Raw genomic sequence first — 19,946 nt, 5'->3', positions numbered from 1 at the left:
CTACCTGCCCCGCACCGCCCCGCACGTCCCCGGGCACCCCGGAATCCGCGCTCAGCGCTTCTTCCGCCGCGTCGACACCGTCAGCAGCGCCACCGCGCCGGCCACCAGCAGCGCCGCCGGGATCACCCGCTCCAGTCTCGGCGAACCGTCCTCCGAGACGAACTGCGCCTTCACGTCCGACACCGACCGGTTCACCGCGACGTAGGCACGTCCCGCCGTCCGGTCCACCGTCGACGCCACCTTGGCCTTCGCGTCACCGATGATCGTCTTCGGGTGCACCCGCACCCCGATCTCGTCCAGCACCACCGCAAGCTGCTCACGCCTGCTGATGATGTCCGCCTCGATCTGCGCAGGGGTCCTGGTATCCGACACTGCGCCGCCTCCGTGGTCGTCGTCGGGTAAACCTTCATCGACAGTCTGTCAGCTCGGCCGCCCGTACACCCGGCGGCACCCCCTATTACGCTCGGCCCCACACACCCCGCGTGCCACTCGAGGAGAAATATGAGCGAGCGACTCCAGACCGGCGACACCGCCCCCGCCTTCACCCTTCCGGATGCCGACGGCAACGAGATCTCGCTCGCGGACCACAAGGGCCGCAAGGTCATCGTCTACTTCTACCCCGCCGCACTTACCCCGGGCTGCACCAAGCAGGCCTGCGACTTCACCGACAACCTCGAGCTCCTCACCGGGGCCGGGTACGACGTCATCGGCGTGTCCCCCGACAAGCCGGAGAAGCTCGCGAAGTTCCGCGAGAAGGAAGACCTCAAGGTCACACTGGTCGGCGACCCCTCCAAGGAGACCCTGGAGGCGTACGGCGCCTACGGCGAGAAGAAGCTCTACGGCAAAGTGGTGACGGGCGTCATCCGATCCACGATCGTCGTCGACGAGGAGGGCCGGGTGGAGCGGGCGCTCTACAACGTCAAGGCGACCGGTCACGTAGCCAAGATCATCAAGGATCTCGGCATCTGACGTGAACAACCTGTGAGCGAGACCGCAATCGCGCACGGATTCGGTTTGCCGCCGCCATGACCGCGCAGAAGCCTTTCCTGGAACATACTTCGAGGAAAGGAACCGGCCATGGCGGCCTCCGATCCCCACCAGGCGGCCGACCCGGAAGCGGTCAAACGTCACCCCACGCTCTTCCGCGCCGTCAGGAAGCGCCGCAACCCCCGGCTCCGTCGGACCGACATCACCGTCACCGACGACCAGGCGGTCAAGCGCGCGGTGAAGGCCGCATCGCTCGGAAATGCCATGGAGTGGTTCGACTTCGGCATCTACTCCTACCTCGCCGTCACCATCGGGCACGTCTTCTTCCCCTCGGGGAACGAGACGACCCAGCTCCTCTCCTCCTTCGCGACCTTCGCCGTGGCCTTCCTCGTACGCCCACTCGGGGGAATGTTCTTCGGCCCCATGGGCGACAAGATCGGCCGGAAGAAGGTCCTGGCCCTCACCATGATCCTCATGGCGATCGGCACCTTCGCGATCGGCCTCATCCCCTCCCACGGCACGATCGGCCTGTGGGCCCCCGCCCTGCTGATCCTCTTCCGCATGCTCCAGGGCTTCTCCACGGGCGGTGAGTACGGCGGCGCCTCCACGTTCATCGCCGAATACGCCCCCGACAAGCGCCGCGGATTCTTCGGCAGCTTCCTCGAATTCGGCACCCTGGCCGGATACGTCGGCGCCGCGGGGCTGGTCACCGCGCTGTACGCCCTCCTGGACACCGGCCAGATGGAGTCCTGGGGCTGGCGCATCCCGTTCCTCGTCGCCGGTCCTCTCGGCCTGGTCGGCCTCTACCTGCGACTGCGCCTCGACGAGACCCCGGCCTTCCAGAAGCTGGAGGGCGGCACCGCCCACGCGACCGAGGCGGCCGACCACGTCGAGTCCACCGCCAAGGGCGACCTCGCCAAGATCTTCCGCCAGTACTGGCCGACACTGATCCTCTGCATCGCCCTGGTCGGCGCGTACAACATCACCGACTACATGCTGCTGTCGTACATGCCGACGTACCTCTCCGACGAGCTCGGATACAGCGAGACCCACGGACTGCTCATCCTGCTCGGCGTCATGGTCTTCCTGATGCTGATCATCAGCCGGTTCGGCAAGCTCTCGGACCGCTTCGGCCGTAAGCCGCTCCTGATGACCGGCATGCTCGGCTTCCTCTTCCTCTCCCTGCCGTCCTTCCTTCTGATCCGCCAGGGCAGCATCCCCGCGATCGCCCTCGGCATGCTGATGATGGGCCTGTCCCTGGTGTGCCTGCTGGGCACGATGTCCGCGGCCCTCCCGGCCCTGTTCCCCACCAACGTCCGCTACGGCTCGCTGTCCGTGGGCTACAACCTCTCGGCGTCGATCTTCGGCGGCACGACCCCGCTGGTGATCACCGCCCTGATCAGCTGGACCGGCTCGAACCTGATGCCGGCGTACTACGCGATGGCGGCGGCGCTGGTCGGCGTGATCGCGGTGGCCTGCATGAAGGAAACCGCCAACCAGCCCCTGGCCGGCTCCCCGCCCTCGGTGGAAACGGCGGAGGAAGCGGCGGAACTGGTGCACGCCCAGAGCCCGGACCCGAAGTTCTGACACACGCTCCGGGCGGAAACCTTCGCTGCCTGTGCCCGACACGCTGACCGCCACCTGGTGTCGCAGCCGGGGCCGAACCAGGACAGCGGCCGATTAGCCTCTTCCTGCCTACGATCGTTCCCCTTGTAGACTGCCGACACGTGCGCGAGTGCTGGAATTGGCTAGACAGGCTGGTTTTAGGTACCAGTGCCCTAGTGGCGTGAGGGTTCGAGTCCCTTCTCGCGTACTTCACGAAAGGCTCAGCTCGTGCCCTACGAGCTGAGCCTTTCGCGCGCCGGCAGGCGTCAGCCCACCAGCTCCCGCACCACCGGCACCAGCGCCCTGAACGCCTTCCCCCGGTGACTGATCGCGTTCTTCTCCGCCGGGGTCAGCTCCGCGCAGGTGCGCGTCTCGTCGTCGGGCTGGAGGATCGGGTCGTAGCCGAAGCCGTGCGTGCCCGCGGGGGTGTGGCGCAGGGTGCCCGTCAGACGGCCTTCGACCACGCGTTCCGTGCCGTCGGGGAGGGCCAGGGCCGCCGCGCAGGCGAAGTAGGCCCCGCGGTGCCGGGCGTCGATGTCGGAGAGCTGGGCCAGGAGCAGGTCCAGGTTGGCGCGGTCGTCGCCGTGGGTGCCGGCCCAGCGGGCCGAGAAGATGCCGGGGGCGCCGCCGAGTACGTCGACGCAGAGGCCGGAGTCGTCGGCGATGGCGGGGTGGCCGGTGGCGCGGGCCAGGGCGTGGGCCTTGAGGAGGGCGTTCTCGGCGAACGTGACGCCGGTCTCCTTGACGTCGGGGATGTCGGGGTACGCGTCCGCGCCGACGAGGTCGTGGGTGAGACCTGCGTCGGCGAGGATCGCGTGGAGTTCGGTGATTTTCCCGGCGTTGCGGGTGGCGAGGATCAGGCGGGTCATGTCCTGATTATGGCCGGGTGCCGTCCCTGCCCCGCCGGTGCGTCACGGGGTGCAGACGTTGCCGATCTCGGTGGCCGCGTCCGTGACCGGGGTGATGTCGGGGGTGGCGTCGCCCTTCTCGATGGACTCCCGGACGTTGGTGACTCCCGCCTGGAGGTCGTCGACGGCCTTGCTCAGGTCGGCGTTGTCCGTGGTGTCACCGAGATCCTTGAGCTCCCTGTCGATGTCGTCGAGGGCTTCGGATGCCTGCGTCGGGTCGTTGGAGGCGTTGGAGATGGCCCGCTGGAGGTTGTCGACGCTGGTGGCGATGGCGTCGGCGGTGCGGACGCAGTCCAGGGCCTTGTCGACGGCTCCGCAGCCGGCGGCCGCGGTGAGCGTGAGCAGGGTGGCCGTGACGGCGAGTGCGGTGCGGTGGTGGCGGCGCGAGGCCATGGTGCGGTCCCTCCCCAGGGTCGATACGTGGACGGACGCACGGTTTCGACCCGTGCGCCCGTACCCGTACGGACGTTTCGTGGTGTGCAGGTGGTTCCCCCTTCACTCACCGAGAGTGCGGGCGAGTGCCTCTTCCTGGAGCTTGGCGAGGTCGGTGCAGCCGGCGGTGGCGAGGTCGAGGAGTGCGTTGAGCTCGTCGCGGTCGAAGGGCTCGGCCTCGGCGGTGCCCTGGACCTCGACGAAGCGGCCGTCGCCGGTGCAGACGACGTTCATGTCGGTCTCGGCGCGGACGTCCTCCTCGTAGCAGAGGTCGAGGAGGGGGATGCCGTCGACGATGCCGACGCTGATCGCGGCGACGGTGCCGGTGAGCGGCTTGCGGCCGTGCTTGACGATCTTCTTGCCCTGGGCCCAGGCGATGGCGTCGGCGAGGGCGACATAGGCGCCGGTGATGGCCGCGGTGCGGGTGCCGCCGTCGGCCTGGAGGACGTCGCAGTCCAGGACGACGGTGTTCTCGCCGAGGGCCTTGTAGTCGATCACGGCGCGCAGCGAGCGGCCGATGAGGCGGCTGATCTCGTGGGTGCGCCCACCGATCTTGCCGCGTACGGATTCGCGGTCGCCGCGGGTGTTGGTGGAGCGGGGCAGCATGGAGTACTCGGCGGTGACCCAGCCCTCACCGCTGCCCTTGCGCCAGCGGGGGACGCCTTCGGTGACGGAGGCGGTGCAGAAGACCTTGGTGTCACCGAAGGAGATGAGCACGGAGCCTTCGGCGTGCTTGCTCCATCCGCGTTCGATGGTGACGGGGCGGAGCTGATCGGGGGTGCGGCCGTCGATGCGAGACATCTGCCGAGCCTATCGGCTGGCGGGGTGGCTCCGTTCGGGTGCACCGCAGGCCCCGCTCCTCGGCCGGGAACCGGCGGGTGCGGGGCCTGCGGGGTGTGGCGTGGACCTGGGTGGGCCGGCCGGGATCAGCCGGTCACATCATGTCTTCGATGTCGGCGGCGATGGGGTCGGCGTCGGTGCCGATGACGACCTGGATCGCGGTGCCCATCTTGACGACGCCGTGGGCGCCGGCGGCCTTGAGTGCGGCTTCGTCGACCTTGCTGGGGTCGTGAACTTCGGTGCGGAGGCGGGTGATGCAGCCTTCGATCTCGTCGATGTTCTCGATACCGCCGAGCCCGGCGACGATCTTCTCAGCCTTGCTGGCCATGTCCTACTCCCTGGTCTGTACGTGCGGGGGCGGCCCACCATGGGTCCCGTTTCGTCACGGTAACGCACGGTTGGACCAGCTTCACGGGCGGGTGACCGCACCGTCCCTCATGATGACGATCACCGGCGCCCTGCCTTCCGGCCGGGCTCCGCACCGTATCGCAAGTGGTCTACACCAGTGTGCAAGTCCGCCTGATCCGGCGCGTTCCAGAAGGATGCCGATGAGCTCCAGCAGCGCAGACCTCCCGCAGAAGAAGTGGTGGAACGGCCTCTTCCAAGGCCTGCAGAAGATGGGCCGCAGCCTCCAGCTGCCGATCGCCGTACTCCCCGCGGCGGGCATCCTGAACCGGCTCGGCCAGCCGGACGTCTTCGGCGACGACGGTCTGGGCTGGACGAACGTCGCCAAGGTGTTCGCGGCGGCGGGCGGGGCCCTGCTCGACTCCGGGCTCGGCCTGCCGCTGCTCTTCTGCGTCGGTGTCGCGATCGGCATGGCGAAGAAGTCGGACGGTTCGACCGCGCTCGCGGCCGTCGCGGGATTCCTCGTCTACTACGCGGTGCTGCGCGCGTTCCCGGTCGACTGCGCGGAAGGGGCGGACTTCAGCGGGGCGGGCATGTGGGGCGGCGTCTGCGTCGCCGAGGACACCACGGTGACCGCCGCCGCCTACCAGAACCCCGGGGTGTTCGGCGGCATCATCATGGGGCTGATGACCGCCTGGTTCTGGCAGCGGAACCACCGGGTCAAGCTGGTCGACTGGCTGGGCTTCTTCAACGGCCGCCGGCTCGTCCCGATCATCATGGCCTTCGTCGGGCTGGTGTTCGCGGGACTCTGCGCCTGGCTGTGGCAGCCGGTCGGTGACACCCTGACCAGCTTCTCGGAGTGGCTGGTCGATCTGAACTGGCTGGGCTCCGGCATCTTCGGCATCGCGAACCGCGCCCTGCTCGTGTTCGGCCTGCACCAGTTCCTGAACACGTTCGTCTGGTTCCAGTTCGGTGACTACACCAAGCCGGACGGCACGGTGGTGCACGGTGACATCAACCGGTTCCTGGCGGGCGACCCGACGGCCGGTCAGTTCACCACGGGCTTCTTCCCGATCATGATGTTCGCGCTTCCGGCGGCAGCGCTGGCGATCTACCACTGCGCCAAGCCGCACCGGCGCAAAGCGGTCGGCGGCATGATGGTCTCGGTCGGCCTGACATCGTTCGTGACCGGCATCACCGAACCGATCGAGTACTCGTTCCTCTTCGTCGCGCCCCTGCTGTACGTGATCCACGCGGTGCTCACCGGCGTCTCGATGGCGGTGACGTGGGCGCTCGGGGTGAAGGACGGCTTCAGCTTCTCGGCGGGCCTGATCGACTACGTCATCAACTGGAGTCTGGCGACCAGGCCATGGCTGATCATTCCGATCGGCCTGGCGTTCGCGGTCGTCTACTACGTGATCTTCCGGTTCGCGATCACGAAGTTCGACCTCCAGACGCCGGGGCGGGAGCCCGACGAGGTGGAGGCGGAGATCGAGAAGGATCTCACCAAGTAGGCGCTTCGGGGCTTCGGGCCCGGCTCGGCACGGCCCTCGGACCTGGCGGTCCGGGGGCTTCGTCGTGTCACGGAGGGTGTCGGGTGGGCTACCGCACAGGGAGAAGGTTCCTTATCCCGCCCTCACCGTGCTAAAACTGGTCTACACCACTCAGTGGTGTAGACCACGCGGCCGCTTTCCCGCCGCGTTCCTCGAGTCGCCGCCTCCTCTCCTCACCGACCTGGGCGGCACCGTGCCCCATGGAGGAAGTTGATGAGTACGGATACCGCTCCGGCGGCGCCCGCGAAGAAGCGGGGCTCCGGCGTGTTCCAGGGCCTGCAGAAGGTGGGACGCAGCCTGCAGCTGCCGATCGCGGTGCTGCCCGCCGCGGGACTTCTGCTCCGCCTGGGCCAGCCGGACGTGTTCGGTCCGGACGGGCTCGGCTGGGACCAGGTCGCCAAGGTCTTCGCGGGTGCGGGTGGTGCGCTGCTCGACGCCTCGTTCGGTCTGCCCCTGCTGTTCTGCATCGGCGTCGCGATCGGTTTCGCCAAGAAGGCCGACGGCTCGACGGCGCTCGCCGCCGTGGTCAGCTTCCTCACCTACTACGCGGTGATCCACCAGTTCCCCGTCGAGGTGGAGGGCGGCACCTACATACCGACCGGCCTCTTCGGCGGCGCGTACGAGAAGGGCGGGGAGGTCACGGCCGCCGGGTTCCAGAACCCGGGTGTGCTCGGTGGCATCATCCTGGGCCTGCTGACGGCGGTGCTGTGGCAGAGGTACCACCGCACCCAGCTCGTCGACTGGCTGGGCTTCTTCAACGGCCGTCGGCTCGTGCCGATCATCATGGCCTTCGTCGGTACGGCCATGGGTGTCCTGGTCGTGCTCGGCTGGGAGCCCATCGGTGACGTCATCACCGACTTCGGTGAGTGGATCACGGGTCTCGGTGCCGCGGGTGCGGGCGTGTTCGGTCTGATCAACCGTGGTCTGCTGCCGATCGGCATGCACCAGTTCGTCAACACCGTGTCGTGGTTCCAGATCGGGGACTTCACCAAGCCGGACGGTACGGTCGTCCACGGTGACCTGACGCGTTTCTTCGCCGGTGACCCCGACGCGGGCCAGTTCATGTCGGGCTTCTTCCCGATCATGATGTTCGGTCTCCCGGCCGCCGCCCTGGCCATCGCCCACTGCGCCCGGCCCGAGCGCCGCAAGGTCGTGACCGGCATGATGATGTCGCTGGCCCTGACCTCGTTCTTCACGGGTGTGACGGAGCCGATCGAGTTCTCGTTCATGTTCATCGCACCGCTGCTCTACGTCATCCACGCGGTCCTCACCGCGCTCTCCATGGTCGTGACCTGGGCGCTCGGTGTGCATGCCGGCTTCACGTTCTCGGCCGGCGGGATCGACTACTTCCTGAACTACAGTCTGGCGACCAAGCCATGGCTGATCATTCCGATCGGTCTCGTCTTCGCGGTGATCTACTACGTGGTCTTCCGCTTCGCGATCACCAAGTTCGACCTGCCGACGCCGGGCCGCGAGTCCGACGAGGAGCTGGCCGAGCTCCAGAAGGCCGAGGCCAAGTAGGCCCCGCCAGTTCACGGCGGACCGAAGGCCCCGCTCCCCTCTCACCGCTTGGGTTCCAGGAGTCGTTGCAACACCCCAGTTCAAGGGGTTCGATGGACTTCGAGATCCGCAGGGTGCGGACGGTGGCGCAGGGCCGCAGGAAGCCGGTTCGTGAGCGGGAGGAAGACTTCCGGCTCATGGACCAGGGCCTGAGCAGTTCCGAGGCCTGCAGACGCGTCGGGATCAACCTGCGCACGGGCAAGCGGTGGCGTAACGGCCGCAACCCGTCGGGCAAGCAGAAGGCGGCAGCACCGGTTCGTCCGGTACTGCCGCCTTCTGGTACATCCCGGTACCTGCGAGAGGCCCGGGCGAGCGGTCAGATCTCGTACACCGCACCGGGGACGGCCAGCTCGACCGGGCCGTCGTAGACCTCGCGGGCGTCAGCGAGGTTGCGTTCGGCGTCCGTCCACGGAGGGATGTGGGTGAGGACGAGGCGTCCCGCTCCGGCGCGTGCGGCGTACTCGCCGGCTTCGCGGCCGTTGAGGTGCAGGTCCGGGATGTCTTCCTTGCCGTCGATGAACGACGCTTCGCAGAGGAACAGGTCCGCGTCCTCGGCGAGTTCGGCGAGGGCGTCGCAGGTGCCCGTGTCACCGGAGTACACGAGTGTGCGGCCGTTGTGCTCGATGCGGATGCCGAAGGAGTCGACGGGGTGGAAGAGCTTCTCCGTGCGGACCGAGAAGGGGCCGATGTCGAACGAACCGGACTTGAGCGTGTGGAAGTCGAAGACCTCACCCATCGCGTGCTCGGACGGGGTGTCGGCATGTGCGGTGGTCAGCCGCTGTTCGGTGCCTTCGGGGCCGTACACGGGGATGGACGCGGGGCGACCGCCGTCGAAGCGGTAGTACCGGACGACGAAGTACGCGCACATGTCGATGCAGTGATCGGCGTGGAGGTGGCTGAGGAAGATGGCGTCGAGGTCGTACAGACCGACATGGCGCTGCAGCTCGCCGAGGGCGCCGTTGCCCATGTCCAGGAGCAGCCGGAAGCCGTCGGCCTCTACGAGGTAGCTCGAGCATGCCGAACCCGCGGACGGGAACGAGCCGGAGCAGCCGACGACGGTGAGCTTCATGGAGCGTGAACCTCCGAGGCCTGGGAACGGGGAGGGTTCGTGCGGTCCGTCGAGCGTAAGGCGCGAAACCGCTGGTCGCTCCTCCAGGGCCTGCCGTTGTGGGGGAACTCACCTGCGCTGTCACCGGTTCGATGGAAGGCCCGGCGCCGGTACGGTCGGGATATGAACACGTGGTGGTGGGTGGCACTGGCCGCCGTCGTCCTGCTGGCTCTCGTCGTGACGGTGACCGATGCGCGGGGGCGGGGCGGGCGGGGGCCGCGGCGTCCCGGCGGTCGTACCCGGCCGCCGGGACGGGCGCCGGAGCGGAAGCGGCCGAGGCCGCACGGCGATCCCCGGCCCGGGGAGATCTGGTGGGCGGACGTGCCGTACGAGGACGGGCCCGGGTCCAAGGACAGGCCGTGTCTCGTGCTGTCGGTACGGAGTGGCACGGCGGTCGTCGCCAAGATCACCAGTAAGCATCACGAGGAGCGGCCCGGGGTGATCGCGCTGCCGCCCGGGGTGGTGGGGGACGCGCGGGGGCGGCAGAGCTTCCTGGAGACGGACGAGCTGCGGGACGTGCCGGTGTCGGGGTTCCGCCGGAAGGCGGGCGCGCTGGATCCGGGGATGTGGGCGCGGGTCCGTAAGCAGGTGTAACGCCGGAATGCCGAGGAGCGCCGGACGCGCTGGTCTCCCAGCCGGTCCGGCGCTCCCAGGTGCGGTGCGTGCGTGCCGGGCGCCGGCCCGGCCGCTACGCCCAGAGCTGGCCCTGCAGGGTCTCGATGGCGGCCTCTGTCGTGGGGGCGGTGTAGACGCCCGTGGACAGGTACTTCCAGCCGCCGTCCGCGACGACGAAGACGATGTCCGCCTGCTCCCCCGCCTTGACGGCCTTGCGGCCGACGCCGATCGCGGCGTGGAGTGCGGCGCCCGTGGAGACGCCCGCGAAGATGCCCTCCTGCTGGAGGAGTTCGCGGGTGCGGGTGACCGCGTCGGCGGAGCCGACGGAGAAGCGTGTGGTGAGCACGGACGCGTCGTAGAGCTCGGGGACGAAGCCCTCGTCGAGGTTGCGCAGGCCGTACACGAGGTCGTCGTAGCGCGGCTCGGCCGCGACGATCGTGACGTCCGGCTTGTGCTCCCGGAGGTAGCGGCCGACGCCCATGAGCGTGCCGGTGGTGCCGAGGCCCGCCACGAAGTGGGTGATGGACGGGAGGTCGGTGAGGATCTCGGGGCCGGTGGTGGCGTAGTGGGCGCCCGCGTTGTCCGGGTTTCCGTACTGGTAGAGCATCACCCAGTCGGGGTGCTCGGCCGAGAGTTCCTTGGCGACGCGTACGGCCGTGTTGGAGCCGCCCGCCGCCGGGGACGAGATGATCTCGGCTCCCCACATGGTGAGCAGGTCGCGCCGTTCCTGCGAGGTGTTCTCCGGCATGACGCACACGATGCGGTAGCCCTTGAGCCTGGCCGCCATGGCGAGCGAGATGCCGGTGTTGCCGCTGGTGGGTTCCAGGATCGTGCAGCCGGGGGTGAGGCGGCCGTCCTTCTCCGCCTGCTCGACCATGTGGAGCGCGGGGCGGTCCTTGATCGAGCCGGTGGGGTTGCGGTCCTCCAGCTTGGCCCAGATGCGGACGTCCTCGGACGGGGACAGCCGCGGGAGGCGGACCAGGGGCGTGTTGCCCACGGCCGCCAGCGGGGAGTCGTACCGCATCAGCGCATGCCGCCGGCGACGGCCGGGAGGATGGTGACGTTGTCCCCGTCGGCGAGCTTGGTGGAGATGCCGTCGAGGAAGCGGACGTCCTCGTCGTTGAGGTAGACGTTCACGAAACGGCGGAGCTGGTCGCCGTCGACGATGCGCTCACGGATGCCGTTGTGGCGGCTCTCCAGGTCGGCGAAGAGGTCGGCGAGGGTCTCCCCGCTGCCTTCGACCGCCTTGGCGCCGTCGGTGTAGGTGCGGAGGATGGTCGGGATGCGGACCTCGATGGCCATGGCGTGGGCTCCTGTCGAAAGCGGGGAGGGGTGGCGTGGGGCGCGCGTTTGTGCCCCCCGCGCAGGGGGTTGCTCCGTACGTGGTGGCGCCCGGACCGCGACTCAGGCCGTGCGGCTCACGGGCATGCCGAAGCGGGACACATCGCGCTGGACAGCCTGCACAGGTCGACGTGCAGCCGCGCGACGAGCAGCATGCCCGGCGTCTTGTCGCTCACGTCATGGGGAACCATGCGCTCATCGTATAGATTCCCGGCCCGGAACCCGGAGTGTGATCCCACATGGTGGATGGTGGGCGTTCACCAGCTGGACTACGCGGCGGGGCGGGGCGTGGCGCACCGCCCCCGGGAGGTCAGGCCACCGACGGGTACGCCTCGACGACCTCGACGTCCTCCTCCGTGATCTCGCCGTCCACGATGCGGTACGAACGGAACTGGAAGGGGCCGGCGGCGTCGGCGTCCGCGGTGGAGACCAGGACGTAGTGGGCGTGGGGCTCGTTGGCGTAGGTGACGTCGGTGCGGGAGGGGTAGGCCTCGGTCGCCGTGTGCGAGTGGTAGATGATCACCGGCTCCTCGTCACGGTCGTCCATGTCGCGGTAGAGCTTCAGCAGGTCCGTCGAGTCGAACTCGTAGAACGTGGGCGAGCGCGCGGCATTGAGCATCGGGATGAAGCGTTCGGCGCGGCCCGTTCCGGCCGGACCGGCGACCATGCCGCACGCCTCGTCGGGGTGGTCGGCGCGCGAGTGCGCCACGATCTGGTCGAACAGCGCCTGGGTGATGGTCAGCATGGCGCCCAGGATAAGCACCCGGGCCCTCCCGTACCGAAGGGTGGTACGGGAGGGCCCGGGTGCCGGACGCGACCGTTGGGGCGGCCGGTGTCCTCGGGTGCGCCGTGGCGCGGGTCAGCGCTTGGCGAAGGAGCTGTTCCCGGGGTCGCGGGACTTGAGCGTCAGGTAGGAGACGCCGAGGACGAGGCCCCACAGCGGCGCGCAGTACAGCGAGATCCGGGCGTCCTCGTCCACGGCCATCATCACGATGACCAGGCCGATGAACCCGAGCGCGAACCAGCTGCTGAACGGTGCGCCGGGTGCCTTGAAGGTGGACTGGGGCAGCTCACCGCGGTCGGCCTTCGCCCGGAAGCGGATCTGGCAGACGAGGATCATGATCCAGGCCCACATGCCGGAGATGGTGGCGAAGGAGACGACGTAGGTGAAGGCGTCGCCCGGCCACTGGTAGTTGATCCACACGCCGACCAGCATCAGGGCGGCGGAGAAGGTGGTGCCGGCCAGCGGGAGGCCGTTCTTCGTCAGCCTGGTGAACGCCCTCGGACCCTGCCCGTTGAGCGCGAGGTCACGCAGCATGCGGCCGGTGGAGTACATGCCGGAGTTGCAGGAGGAGAGCGCGGCGGTGAGCACGACGAAGTTGACGATCGCGGCGCCGATGCCGAGGCCCATCTCCTCGAACGCGGCGACGAACGGTGAGACGCCCGGCTCGAAGGTGCTCCATGGGACCACGGACAGGATCATGATCAGCGCGCCGACGTAGAAGACGGCGATGCGCCACGGCACGGTGTTGATCGCCCGGGGCAGGACGGTCTCGGGGTCCTTGGACTCGCCCGCGGTGACGCCGACCAGTTCGACGGCGAGGAAGGCGAACATCACGATCTGCAAGGTCATCAGCGTGCCGCCGATGCCTTCGGGGAAGAAGCCGCCGTCATTCCACAGGTTGGCGACGGTCGCGGTGTCACCGGCTTCGGAGAAACCGATCGTGAGCACACCGGCGCAGATGAGGATCATGCCGATGATCGCGGTGACCTTGACCATCGAGAACCAGAACTCGAGCTCGCCGAAGAGCTTGACCGAGATCAGGTTGGCGCCGTAGAGGATGACGGTGAACACCAGCGCGGACAGCCATTGCGGGATATCCCACCAGTACGTCATATAGGTGGCCGCGGCGGTGACTTCGGTGATTCCGGTGACGACCCAGAAGAGCCAGTAGGTCCATCCGGTCACGAATCCGAAGAACGGGCCCAGGAATTCGCGTGCGTACTCCGAGAAGGAGCCGGACACCGGGCGGTACATGAGGAGTTCGCCCAGGGCCCGCATGATGAAGAAGATGACCAGGCCCGCGATGGCGTACGCCAGGATGAGGCTGGGCCCGGCCCGGTCGATGGCTTTGCCCGCACCGAGGAAGAGCCCCGTGCCGATGGCGCCGCCGATGGCGATCATCTGGATCTGACGGGCTCCCAGTCCTCGCTGGTAGCCCTCGCCCGCTGCGGCTGTGCCGGTTCCCCCGGCCTCGGGGCCGTCCGCCTGCCCCTTGTCGACCTGCGCCGATGTCATGGTGGTGCGCCTTTCTCCACGCCGACCCGCGCCCTCGTAGGCGTCGGATCAGGTCCTGATCCCCCCGGATATGGATGGAGTGCCGCCGGCGTTCGGCCGGCCCGTAGCGCCCACGGGGACAGGGATGGCGTCCCCGGGCGGTCGTGAAGATCTATCACGGTCGCCCGGTTGAGCCGTCGGACATTATGTGGCGCACACCACAGGAAAAAGCGGACAAGAGTTTCCAGCCGCTGCAAAGAAGGCCGATCGGGTGACGGGATCGTTATTCGGATTTGAGGCTCCGTTGAGCGAACCCGTACCGGCCTTCGCGGACTACTTGGGCATCATCGTTTCGACGAGTGTTTCCTGGAGCGCGCCGAGCCAGAGATAGGCCATGACCATCGGCTTGCGCGGATCGCTGTCCGGAAGCCGGTAGAGCGAGCCGCCCTGCCCCTCGTCCTCGTCGGACACCTCCAGGCGGGTGCCGATGGTGAGCCTGAGGTCGTTCAGGGATCCCAGCCAGCCGCGGCACTCGTCGGCGCCGAGCGTGAGCACCGCCCCGCCGTCCTCACCGGGGGACAGGCCGTCCAGCGTCCTCACGACGGTGAGGGCGTCCTCGCGCTTGCGGGTGCGCAGGTCGTTCTCCGTGAAGCGGCGGAATTCCGCGGACGCCTCGCGCAGCTCCTTGTCCTCGTCCCCGTACGCCTCGGGGAAGAGCCTGGCCAGTGCCGGGTCCGAGGGCGGCTCGCTCGGCCCTTCGGCGAACAGGGCGGCGAGCGGGTCCTCGCCCTCGACGGGTTTCTCGCCGGGACCGATCAGTTCCAGCAGCTGGACGGCGAGGGAGCGCAGGATGGCGATCTCGACCTCGTCGAGCGCGACGGCCGCGCCGCCGCCAGGGGTGGCCTCGAAGTGGCCGGCCATGAATTCTCCGATGGTGGGTCGGACGGAGGGGCAGCGGTGTGTCAGTTGCGGTCCTGGGTCAGCGTCGCCCAGAGACCGTAGCCGTGCATGGCCTGGACGTCGCGTTCCATCTCCTCGCGGCTGCCGCTGGAGACGACCGCGCGGCCCTTCTGGTGCACATCGAGCATCAGCTTGTGCGCCTTGTCCTTGGAGTAGCCGAAGTAGGCCTGGAAGACATACGTCACGTAGCTCATGAGGTTGACCGGGTCGTTGTGCACCAGCGTCACCCAGGGAACATCGGGCTCAGGGACGGCGAAGGTCTCCTCGGCCGATTCGGGACGTTCGATCTCTACGGGGGCAGCAACGCTCACCTACCCCATGCTGCCACCAGTAAGGGTCTCGCGCATAAACGGAGGCCCCATCTCGTCACTTTGACGAATAGGGGGTAGCATCCCCGTCATGAACTCAGCGGACCTTGGGCGACGGGTCGGTGTCCCGTCGACCGCGCTCTTCACCGACCAGTACGAGCTCACGATGGTGCAGGCCGCACTGAAGGCCGGCACCGCGGACCGGCGCTCCGTCTTCGAGGCCTTCACCCGGCGGCTGCCCGAGGGGCGGCGCTACGGGGTCGTCGCGGGCATCGGGCGAGTGCTGGACGCGGTGGAGAACTTCCACTTCGACGACGAGATGCTCGCCTTCCTGCGCGACCGGCGGATCGTGGACGCCCCCACGGTCGACTGGCTGGCGGACTACCGCTTCAGCGGCGACATCTGGGGCTACCCGGAGGGCGAGGTGTACTTCCCCGGCTCACCGCTGCTACGGGTCGAGGGCTCCTTCGCCGAGTGCGTGCTGCTGGAGACCGTGATCCTGTCGATCCTGAACCACGACTCGGCGATCGCCGCCGCGGCGTCCCGGATGGCGGCCGCGGCGAGCGGCCGCAGGCTGATCGAGATGGGCGCGCGGCGCACGCACGAGCTCTCGGCGGTGGCGTCGGCCCGTGCCGCGTACATCGGCGGCTTCCACACCACCTCCGACCTGGCGGCCGGCTTCCGCTACCACATCCCGACCGTCGGAACGAGCGCGCACGCCTTCACGCTGCTGCACGACAGCGAGCGGGACGCGTTCCGGGCGCAGGTGGACTCGCTGGGCCGGGGCACGTCGCTGCTGGTCGACACGTACGACGTGACCGAGGCGGTCCGTGCGGCGGTGGAGATCGCGGGGCCGGAGCTCGGGGCCGTGCGGATCGACTCGGGCGACCTGCTGCTGGTCGCCCACCGGGTGCGCCAGCAGCTGGACACGCTGGGCGCCACGGAGACGAAGATCGTGGTGACGTCGGACCTCGACGAGTACGCGATCGCGTCGCTGGCCGCCGCACCCGTCGACGCGTACGGGGTGGGCACGCAGCTGGTCACCGGGAGCGGGCACCCGACGTGCTCGATGGTCTACAAGCTGGTGGCGCGCGCGGGGTCCGCCGATCCGGCCGATCCGCTGCTGCCGGTCGTGAAGAAGTCGCTGGGCGCGAAGTCGTCGCGCGGCGGCCGCAAGTGGGCGGCCCGCCGGCGGGACGAGCACGGGGTGGCCGAGGCCGAGGTGATCGGCACGGGTCCGGTCCCGGCGGAGCTGGTGGACCGGCAGCTCCAGGTGGAGCTGGTCCGGGGCGGCGAGGTGGTCGCCCGGGAGCCGCTGGAGGACGCGCGCGAGCGGCACATCGCCGCGCGCTCGGGCCTGCCCATGTCGGCGATCCAGCTGTCGCGGGGCGAGCCGGTGATCCCCACGGAGTACGTGTGACGGACCATGAGGCCCGGGGGGCGCAGACCCGGAAGGTGTGACCCCTCCCGCGGGGCCTGTCGAGTCTCTAGGCTCGATGTCATCCCCACCGCACCCACGACCGCCGTCCCCTCTCCCCCGTCGAAACCCCCACCGAAGGACACCCGTCATGCATCGCGCCTTGATCGTCGTCGACGTTCAGAACGACTTCTGCGAGGGCGGCAGCCTCGCGGTGGCGGGCGGCGCCGATGTCGCCGCCGCGATCACCGATCTGATCGGCGAGGCCCAGCCCGGGTACAGCCATGTGGTGGCCACCCGCGACCACCACATCGACCCGGGTGACCACTTCTCCGCGGAGCCCGACTTCGAGCACTCCTGGCCGGCGCACTGCGTGGCCGGTACGGAGGGCGTGGGCTTCCACCCGAACTTCGCCCCGGCCGTCGCCTCCGGCGCGATCGACACCGTTTTCGACAAGGGCGCGTACGCCGCGGCGTACAGCGGTTTCGAGGGCGTCGACGAGAACGGGACCGGGCTCGCCCAGTGGCTGCGGGACCGTTCCGTCACGGAAGTGGACGTCGTCGGCATCGCCACGGACCACTGTGTGCGGGCCACCGCGCTGGACGCGGCCCGTGAGGGCTTCACCACGCACGTACTGCTGGACCTGACCGCCGGTGTCGCCGAGGGGACCACGGAACGGGCCCTGGAACAGCTCCGCGCCGCGGGCGTGGAGCTGACCGGCAAGCCGGTCGTCTGACCGCTCTCAGGCGGCCGGGCGGACCGGTCCCGCGTGACCGGCGGGTCCCAGCAGGGCCCGGATCGGGTGCCAGAGCTCCTGGCCGGTCTGCGGCGCGGCCCGCCACAGCAGCCCGTCCGGATGGTGCAGCACCGCCGTGATCTCGTCCGGGGTGGGCGGCTGGGTGTTGCCCCGGAGGTAGACGGAGCGCAGGCCCAGGTTGCGCAGCCTGGTCAGGGCGCGCGCCCGGTTGGCCGCGTGGACCAGCACCCGGACCGGGGCGCCGGGCCGGGCTCCGTCGGCCGGACGGTTCAGGGCCAGTGCCACCACCACCGTGCCGCCCGGCAACCTGCAGAAACCTCCGCCTGCCATGCTCTGCGCTCCCCCATGAGACACCGCGTCAATAAGGATCGAACAAGACGCACCTAAACACGATCGGCCGCCGCCCGCTAGAGGGCGACGGCCGATCATGCTCTGACCTGCGGTGTTGCTGACTACTTGCCCGAGGGGCCGACCTTCACGGTGATCGTCGAGCCACTGAAGGGCTCGTCGACGATCGAGATCCGGGTGTTGGTGTCAGAGACCTTGACACTTCCGGTCGGGTTCTCCGCGTACCAGTAGGTGCCCTTGCGGTCGTCGAAGACCGGGACGCCCAGCGACGGCTTGATCTGCAGCGGAACGTCCGCGTTGTGCAGCGTGAAGCCCTTGTTCGGGTACCGGCTGAACGGCGCGTCGAACGGCTGGATCTTGTTCCGGAGGAGCTTGCCGTCGGACCACTTGAGCGGCTTGGCGTGCGAGTCCACCGGCAGGATCAGGCCCTGGCCGTGGTGCTGCGAGGTGTTGTTGTCCTTCTGGGAGGTGTCCCAGAGCCACACCATCAGACCGTTCTGGTAGGAGTAGTGCTCCACCCAGTCGGGGCGGGTGGCGGAGAAGCCGAAGTTGTACGGGCCGACCTCGAGGGTCTTGTCGTACGACACGTACTGGCGGTTCTCGGCGATGTAGTACTGCGGGTAGTCGTTGGTGAACGACTCACCGATCCGCGAGAAGCCCTTGGCGGTCCAGCCGTTGTCGTCGCCCTCGGCGTTGTCCGTGAAGAGCACGGCGCCGTCGGCGGTGACCGTGATGGCGTCGGCCGTGAAGCCCTTGCCGCCCGCGCCGCCGTCCGTCTGGTAGCGGAAGCGGAGCTCGATCTTCTGGCCCGCGTAGGCGTCCAGCGGGTACGAGAGCTCCTTGACCGCGCCGGAGACGTCGGTCAGGGCCGGCTTGTCGCTGGCGTCACGCGGGATGGCCGTGCCGTCCGCCGTGCCGTCGAGCGCGGTCCAGGAGGAGCCGCCGTTCGTGGAGACCTCGGTGTAGAGGTAGTCGTAGTCGGCCTCGATGTCGTACCAGCCGGAGAGGTCCAGCGAGGCGGACGTCCTGCCGGTCAGGTCGACCGAGCGGGTCAGGGTGTTCGACAGGTCGTCACCCATGTCGCTCCACCACTGCTTCGCGCCCTCGGCGGGCTTCGCGACCGTCGTGGTGACGGACTTCTCGGGCAGCTCGACGACGAGCGCCTGCTTGTTCTTGGTGTTGTACTCCGCGACACCCAGCTTGTGCGTCGACTTCGTGGCGGCCTTGGCCGTGGCGTAGTCGAGCCAGCCGAGCTGCAGCTTGTCCCAGGCGGTCATGTCGCCGGGCAGGTTGCCGATCTCGCCCGTGCCGGTGCCGAGCCAGGAGCCCGCCGACATGAGGGACCAGAAGCCGACCGAGTTCTCGCCGCCGCCGGAGGTGTCGTACAGGTCCGGCAGACCGAGGTCGTGGGCGTACTCGTGGGCGAAGACGCCCAGGCCGCCGTTCTCGGGCTGCGCGGTGTAGTCGCCGACCCAGATGCCCGTGTCGCCGATCTCCGCGCCGCCGGCCTTGTTGCCCGCCGGGCCGGTCGCGCCCGCGTTGGTGCCGTAGGCGTACCAGCGGTGCGCCCAGAGGGCGTCCGTGCCCTGTGCGCCGCCGCCCGCCGACTCGTCCTCGCCGGCGTGGACCAGCTGGAAGTGGTCGATGTAGCCGTCGGGCTCGTTGAAGTTGCCGTCGCCGTCGAAGTCGTAGCGGTCCCACTCGTCGTACCGAGCGAGGTCCGCCTTGATCTGGTCGAGCGTGCGGCCCTTGGTCTTCTGGTCGGCGACCCACGCGTTGACGCCGTCGCGGACCGTGTCCCAGACGTTGGCGCAGTTGCTGGAGCCGCAGTAGTTGGAGCCGTAACGGGCCTCGTTGTACGGGACCTTGACCCAGTCGGAGACCTCGCCGTCGACCGAGTAGCGCCCGGAGGACGTCTTCTCGTAGTACGTCTTCAGCGAGTCCTTGCCCTTGCCCTCACCGAAGTAGAGGTCCTGGAAGTGCGCCTGGTCGTAGTCGGCCTGCCAGGCGGTGCTGTTGTCCTTCGCCGGGTCCGGCTCGGCTATCTCGTTGTGCAGGGGGCCGGGCGTGCCGCCGTACTTCTTGACGGGCGGCTCGGGGCCGTCGCCGTCGGGGTCGAACATCGTGGTGTCGTCGACCTGGTCGCCGAACTCCACGAGGATGGTGAAGATCTTGTCGGTCTTCTCCCGGCCGAGCTCGACGTACTTGCTCTTGCCGAGCTTGACGACCTTGGAACCGCCGCGGGTCGACACCTTCTTGTCGCCCGCCAGCACCTGCTCCAGCGCGGCCTGACGCTGAGCGTCCTGCTCCTTGCTGAAGGGGCCTTCCAGGTCGTGCTCGTGCGCCTTGACCGGCGCGGGATCCCGGCGGTCCACGATGGAGGCGCCCGATCCTGACGTCCTGTCATCCGCCTGGGCGGTGGCGAAGGCCGATGCCGTCGCGGCGGTGGCGGCCAGGGCCACGGCTACCGCGGTGGCGCGTAGCGCCCGTCTCTGAGTGGTCACTTGATGCAGTCCTCCCCGGCGTTCGCGTCCGCGGCCAGGGGGGTGGAGAGGGCCGCGCGCGTTAACGCGTCACAAGTGAC

The 19,946-nt window shown here is 68.9% G+C and carries 22 protein-coding genes and 1 tRNA gene; 8 read left to right on the top strand and 15 right to left on the bottom strand.

Features of this window, described 5'->3' with window-relative positions; translation table 11 throughout:
• Positions 1–51: 51 nt before the first annotated feature.
• Positions 52–372 (bottom strand): DUF3618 domain-containing protein, encoded by a 321-nt coding sequence (locus AB0F38_RS00600; RefSeq protein ID WP_361884683.1) that lies wholly within the window; start codon positions 370–372, stop codon positions 52–54.
• A gap of 129 nt (positions 373–501) precedes the next feature.
• Here AB0F38_RS00600 and bcp point away from each other — a divergent pair, with 129 nt between their 5' ends.
• The 3 genes from bcp (at position 502) to AB0F38_RS00585 (ending at position 2,800) form a co-directional block, all read left to right on the top strand.
• Positions 502–969, top strand: coding sequence for a thioredoxin-dependent thiol peroxidase (gene bcp / locus AB0F38_RS00595; protein ID WP_361884682.1), 468 nt, complete (start codon positions 502–504; stop codon positions 967–969).
• A gap of 108 nt (positions 970–1,077) precedes the next feature.
• Positions 1,078–2,574, top strand: coding sequence for a glycine betaine/L-proline transporter ProP (proP, locus tag AB0F38_RS00590; RefSeq protein WP_361884681.1), 1,497 nt, complete (start codon positions 1,078–1,080; stop codon positions 2,572–2,574).
• 142 nt (positions 2,575–2,716) lie between these two features.
• Positions 2,717–2,800: transfer RNA gene (locus AB0F38_RS00585), tRNA-Leu, on the top strand.
• Positions 2,801–2,858: 58 nt separating this feature from the next.
• On the opposite strand, the gene rdgB is transcribed toward AB0F38_RS00585, so the two are convergent.
• The 4 genes from rdgB to AB0F38_RS00565 all read right to left on the bottom strand — a co-directional run bounded on the left by rdgB (position 2,859) and on the right by AB0F38_RS00565 (position 5,100).
• Entirely contained in the window at positions 2,859–3,461 is a 603-nt protein-coding gene (rdgB, locus tag AB0F38_RS00580) for an RdgB/HAM1 family non-canonical purine NTP pyrophosphatase (protein WP_361884680.1), read from the bottom strand.
• Between the two features lie 42 nt (positions 3,462–3,503).
• Positions 3,504–3,893, bottom strand: a complete 390-nt coding sequence (locus tag AB0F38_RS00575) for a hypothetical protein (RefSeq protein ID WP_361884679.1) — start codon at positions 3,891–3,893, stop codon at positions 3,504–3,506.
• 102 nt (positions 3,894–3,995) lie between these two features.
• Complete coding sequence (gene rph, locus AB0F38_RS00570; RefSeq protein ID WP_361884678.1) at positions 3,996–4,733, bottom strand: ribonuclease PH; 738 nt, start codon at positions 4,731–4,733, stop codon at positions 3,996–3,998.
• Positions 4,734–4,866: 133 nt separating this feature from the next.
• A complete protein-coding gene (locus tag AB0F38_RS00565) occupies positions 4,867–5,100 on the bottom strand; it encodes a PTS glucose/sucrose transporter subunit IIB (RefSeq protein WP_014156020.1) in 234 nt (77 codons plus the stop codon).
• 220 nt (positions 5,101–5,320) lie between these two features.
• Between AB0F38_RS00565 and AB0F38_RS00560 the strand changes: the two genes are divergently transcribed.
• Together AB0F38_RS00560 and AB0F38_RS00555 are read left to right on the top strand one after the other, a co-directional pair.
• The gene (locus AB0F38_RS00560; RefSeq protein WP_361884677.1) at positions 5,321–6,631 is read left to right on the top strand and encodes a PTS transporter subunit EIIC; all 1,311 of its coding nucleotides are present in this window, start codon (positions 5,321–5,323) and stop codon (positions 6,629–6,631) included.
• 252 nt (positions 6,632–6,883) lie between these two features.
• The gene (locus AB0F38_RS00555) at positions 6,884–8,191 is read left to right on the top strand and encodes a PTS transporter subunit EIIC (protein WP_361884676.1); all 1,308 of its coding nucleotides are present in this window, start codon (positions 6,884–6,886) and stop codon (positions 8,189–8,191) included.
• A gap of 355 nt (positions 8,192–8,546) precedes the next feature.
• Here AB0F38_RS00555 and AB0F38_RS00550 read toward each other — a convergent pair whose 3' ends face one another.
• Positions 8,547–9,299: an MBL fold metallo-hydrolase gene (locus AB0F38_RS00550; RefSeq protein WP_361884675.1), complete on the bottom strand. Its 753-nt coding sequence runs from the start codon at positions 9,297–9,299 to the stop codon at positions 8,547–8,549.
• 162 nt (positions 9,300–9,461) lie between these two features.
• Here AB0F38_RS00550 and AB0F38_RS00545 point away from each other — a divergent pair, with 162 nt between their 5' ends.
• Positions 9,462–9,932 carry a type II toxin-antitoxin system PemK/MazF family toxin gene (locus tag AB0F38_RS00545; protein WP_361884674.1) on the top strand — a complete coding sequence of 157 codons (471 nt, stop codon included), beginning with the start codon at positions 9,462–9,464 and terminating at the stop codon, positions 9,930–9,932.
• 94 nt (positions 9,933–10,026) lie between these two features.
• Here AB0F38_RS00545 and AB0F38_RS00540 read toward each other — a convergent pair whose 3' ends face one another.
• The 7 genes from AB0F38_RS00540 to clpS all read right to left on the bottom strand — a co-directional run bounded on the left by AB0F38_RS00540 (position 10,027) and on the right by clpS (position 14,843).
• Positions 10,027–10,977: a cysteine synthase gene (locus tag AB0F38_RS00540; RefSeq protein ID WP_361884673.1), complete on the bottom strand. Its 951-nt coding sequence runs from the start codon at positions 10,975–10,977 to the stop codon at positions 10,027–10,029.
• Positions 10,977–11,255, bottom strand: a complete 279-nt coding sequence (locus AB0F38_RS00535) for a MoaD/ThiS family protein (RefSeq protein WP_203186534.1) — start codon at positions 11,253–11,255, stop codon at positions 10,977–10,979. Before AB0F38_RS00535 ends, AB0F38_RS00540 begins: the two co-directional genes overlap by 1 nt.
• Positions 11,256–11,371: 116 nt before the next feature.
• Positions 11,372–11,485 (bottom strand): putative leader peptide, encoded by a 114-nt coding sequence (locus AB0F38_RS00530; protein ID WP_319106416.1) that lies wholly within the window; start codon positions 11,483–11,485, stop codon positions 11,372–11,374.
• 119 nt (positions 11,486–11,604) lie between these two features.
• On the bottom strand, positions 11,605–12,039 hold the full coding sequence (locus tag AB0F38_RS00525; RefSeq protein ID WP_361884672.1) for a M67 family metallopeptidase: 435 nt from the start codon (positions 12,037–12,039) through the stop codon (positions 11,605–11,607).
• A gap of 114 nt (positions 12,040–12,153) precedes the next feature.
• Complete coding sequence (locus tag AB0F38_RS00520) at positions 12,154–13,593, bottom strand: amino acid permease (RefSeq protein WP_361884671.1); 1,440 nt, start codon at positions 13,591–13,593, stop codon at positions 12,154–12,156.
• A gap of 312 nt (positions 13,594–13,905) precedes the next feature.
• On the bottom strand, positions 13,906–14,493 hold the full coding sequence (locus AB0F38_RS00515; RefSeq protein ID WP_361884670.1) for a DUF2017 domain-containing protein: 588 nt from the start codon (positions 14,491–14,493) through the stop codon (positions 13,906–13,908).
• 41 nt (positions 14,494–14,534) lie between these two features.
• Positions 14,535–14,843 carry an ATP-dependent Clp protease adapter ClpS gene (gene clpS / locus AB0F38_RS00510; protein WP_031100168.1) on the bottom strand — a complete coding sequence of 103 codons (309 nt, stop codon included), beginning with the start codon at positions 14,841–14,843 and terminating at the stop codon, positions 14,535–14,537.
• A gap of 88 nt (positions 14,844–14,931) precedes the next feature.
• Here clpS and AB0F38_RS00505 point away from each other — a divergent pair, with 88 nt between their 5' ends.
• Together AB0F38_RS00505 and AB0F38_RS00500 are read left to right on the top strand one after the other, a co-directional pair.
• Positions 14,932–16,260, top strand: a complete 1,329-nt coding sequence (locus AB0F38_RS00505; RefSeq protein WP_361884669.1) for a nicotinate phosphoribosyltransferase — start codon at positions 14,932–14,934, stop codon at positions 16,258–16,260.
• Between the two features lie 148 nt (positions 16,261–16,408).
• Positions 16,409–16,993 carry an isochorismatase family protein gene (locus AB0F38_RS00500; RefSeq protein WP_361884668.1) on the top strand — a complete coding sequence of 195 codons (585 nt, stop codon included), beginning with the start codon at positions 16,409–16,411 and terminating at the stop codon, positions 16,991–16,993.
• A gap of 6 nt (positions 16,994–16,999) precedes the next feature.
• Here the strand turns inward: AB0F38_RS00500 and AB0F38_RS00495 are convergent, their stop codons facing one another.
• Positions 17,000–17,344 (bottom strand): hypothetical protein, encoded by a 345-nt coding sequence (locus AB0F38_RS00495; RefSeq protein ID WP_361884667.1) that lies wholly within the window; start codon positions 17,342–17,344, stop codon positions 17,000–17,002.
• Positions 17,345–17,466: 122 nt separating this feature from the next.
• A complete protein-coding gene (locus AB0F38_RS00490; protein ID WP_361884666.1) occupies positions 17,467–19,866 on the bottom strand; it encodes an immune inhibitor A domain-containing protein in 2,400 nt (799 codons plus the stop codon).
• Positions 19,867–19,946: the final 80 nt, after the last annotated feature.

The sequence above is a fragment of the Streptomyces sp. NPDC025273 genome, assembly GCF_040638585.1.
GTDB classification, from domain to species: domain Bacteria; phylum Actinomycetota; class Actinomycetes; order Streptomycetales; family Streptomycetaceae; genus Streptomyces; species Streptomyces cinereorectus.
Note: the sequence above shows the minus strand (reverse complement) of the source record. Positions and strands in the feature narration are given on the sequence as shown.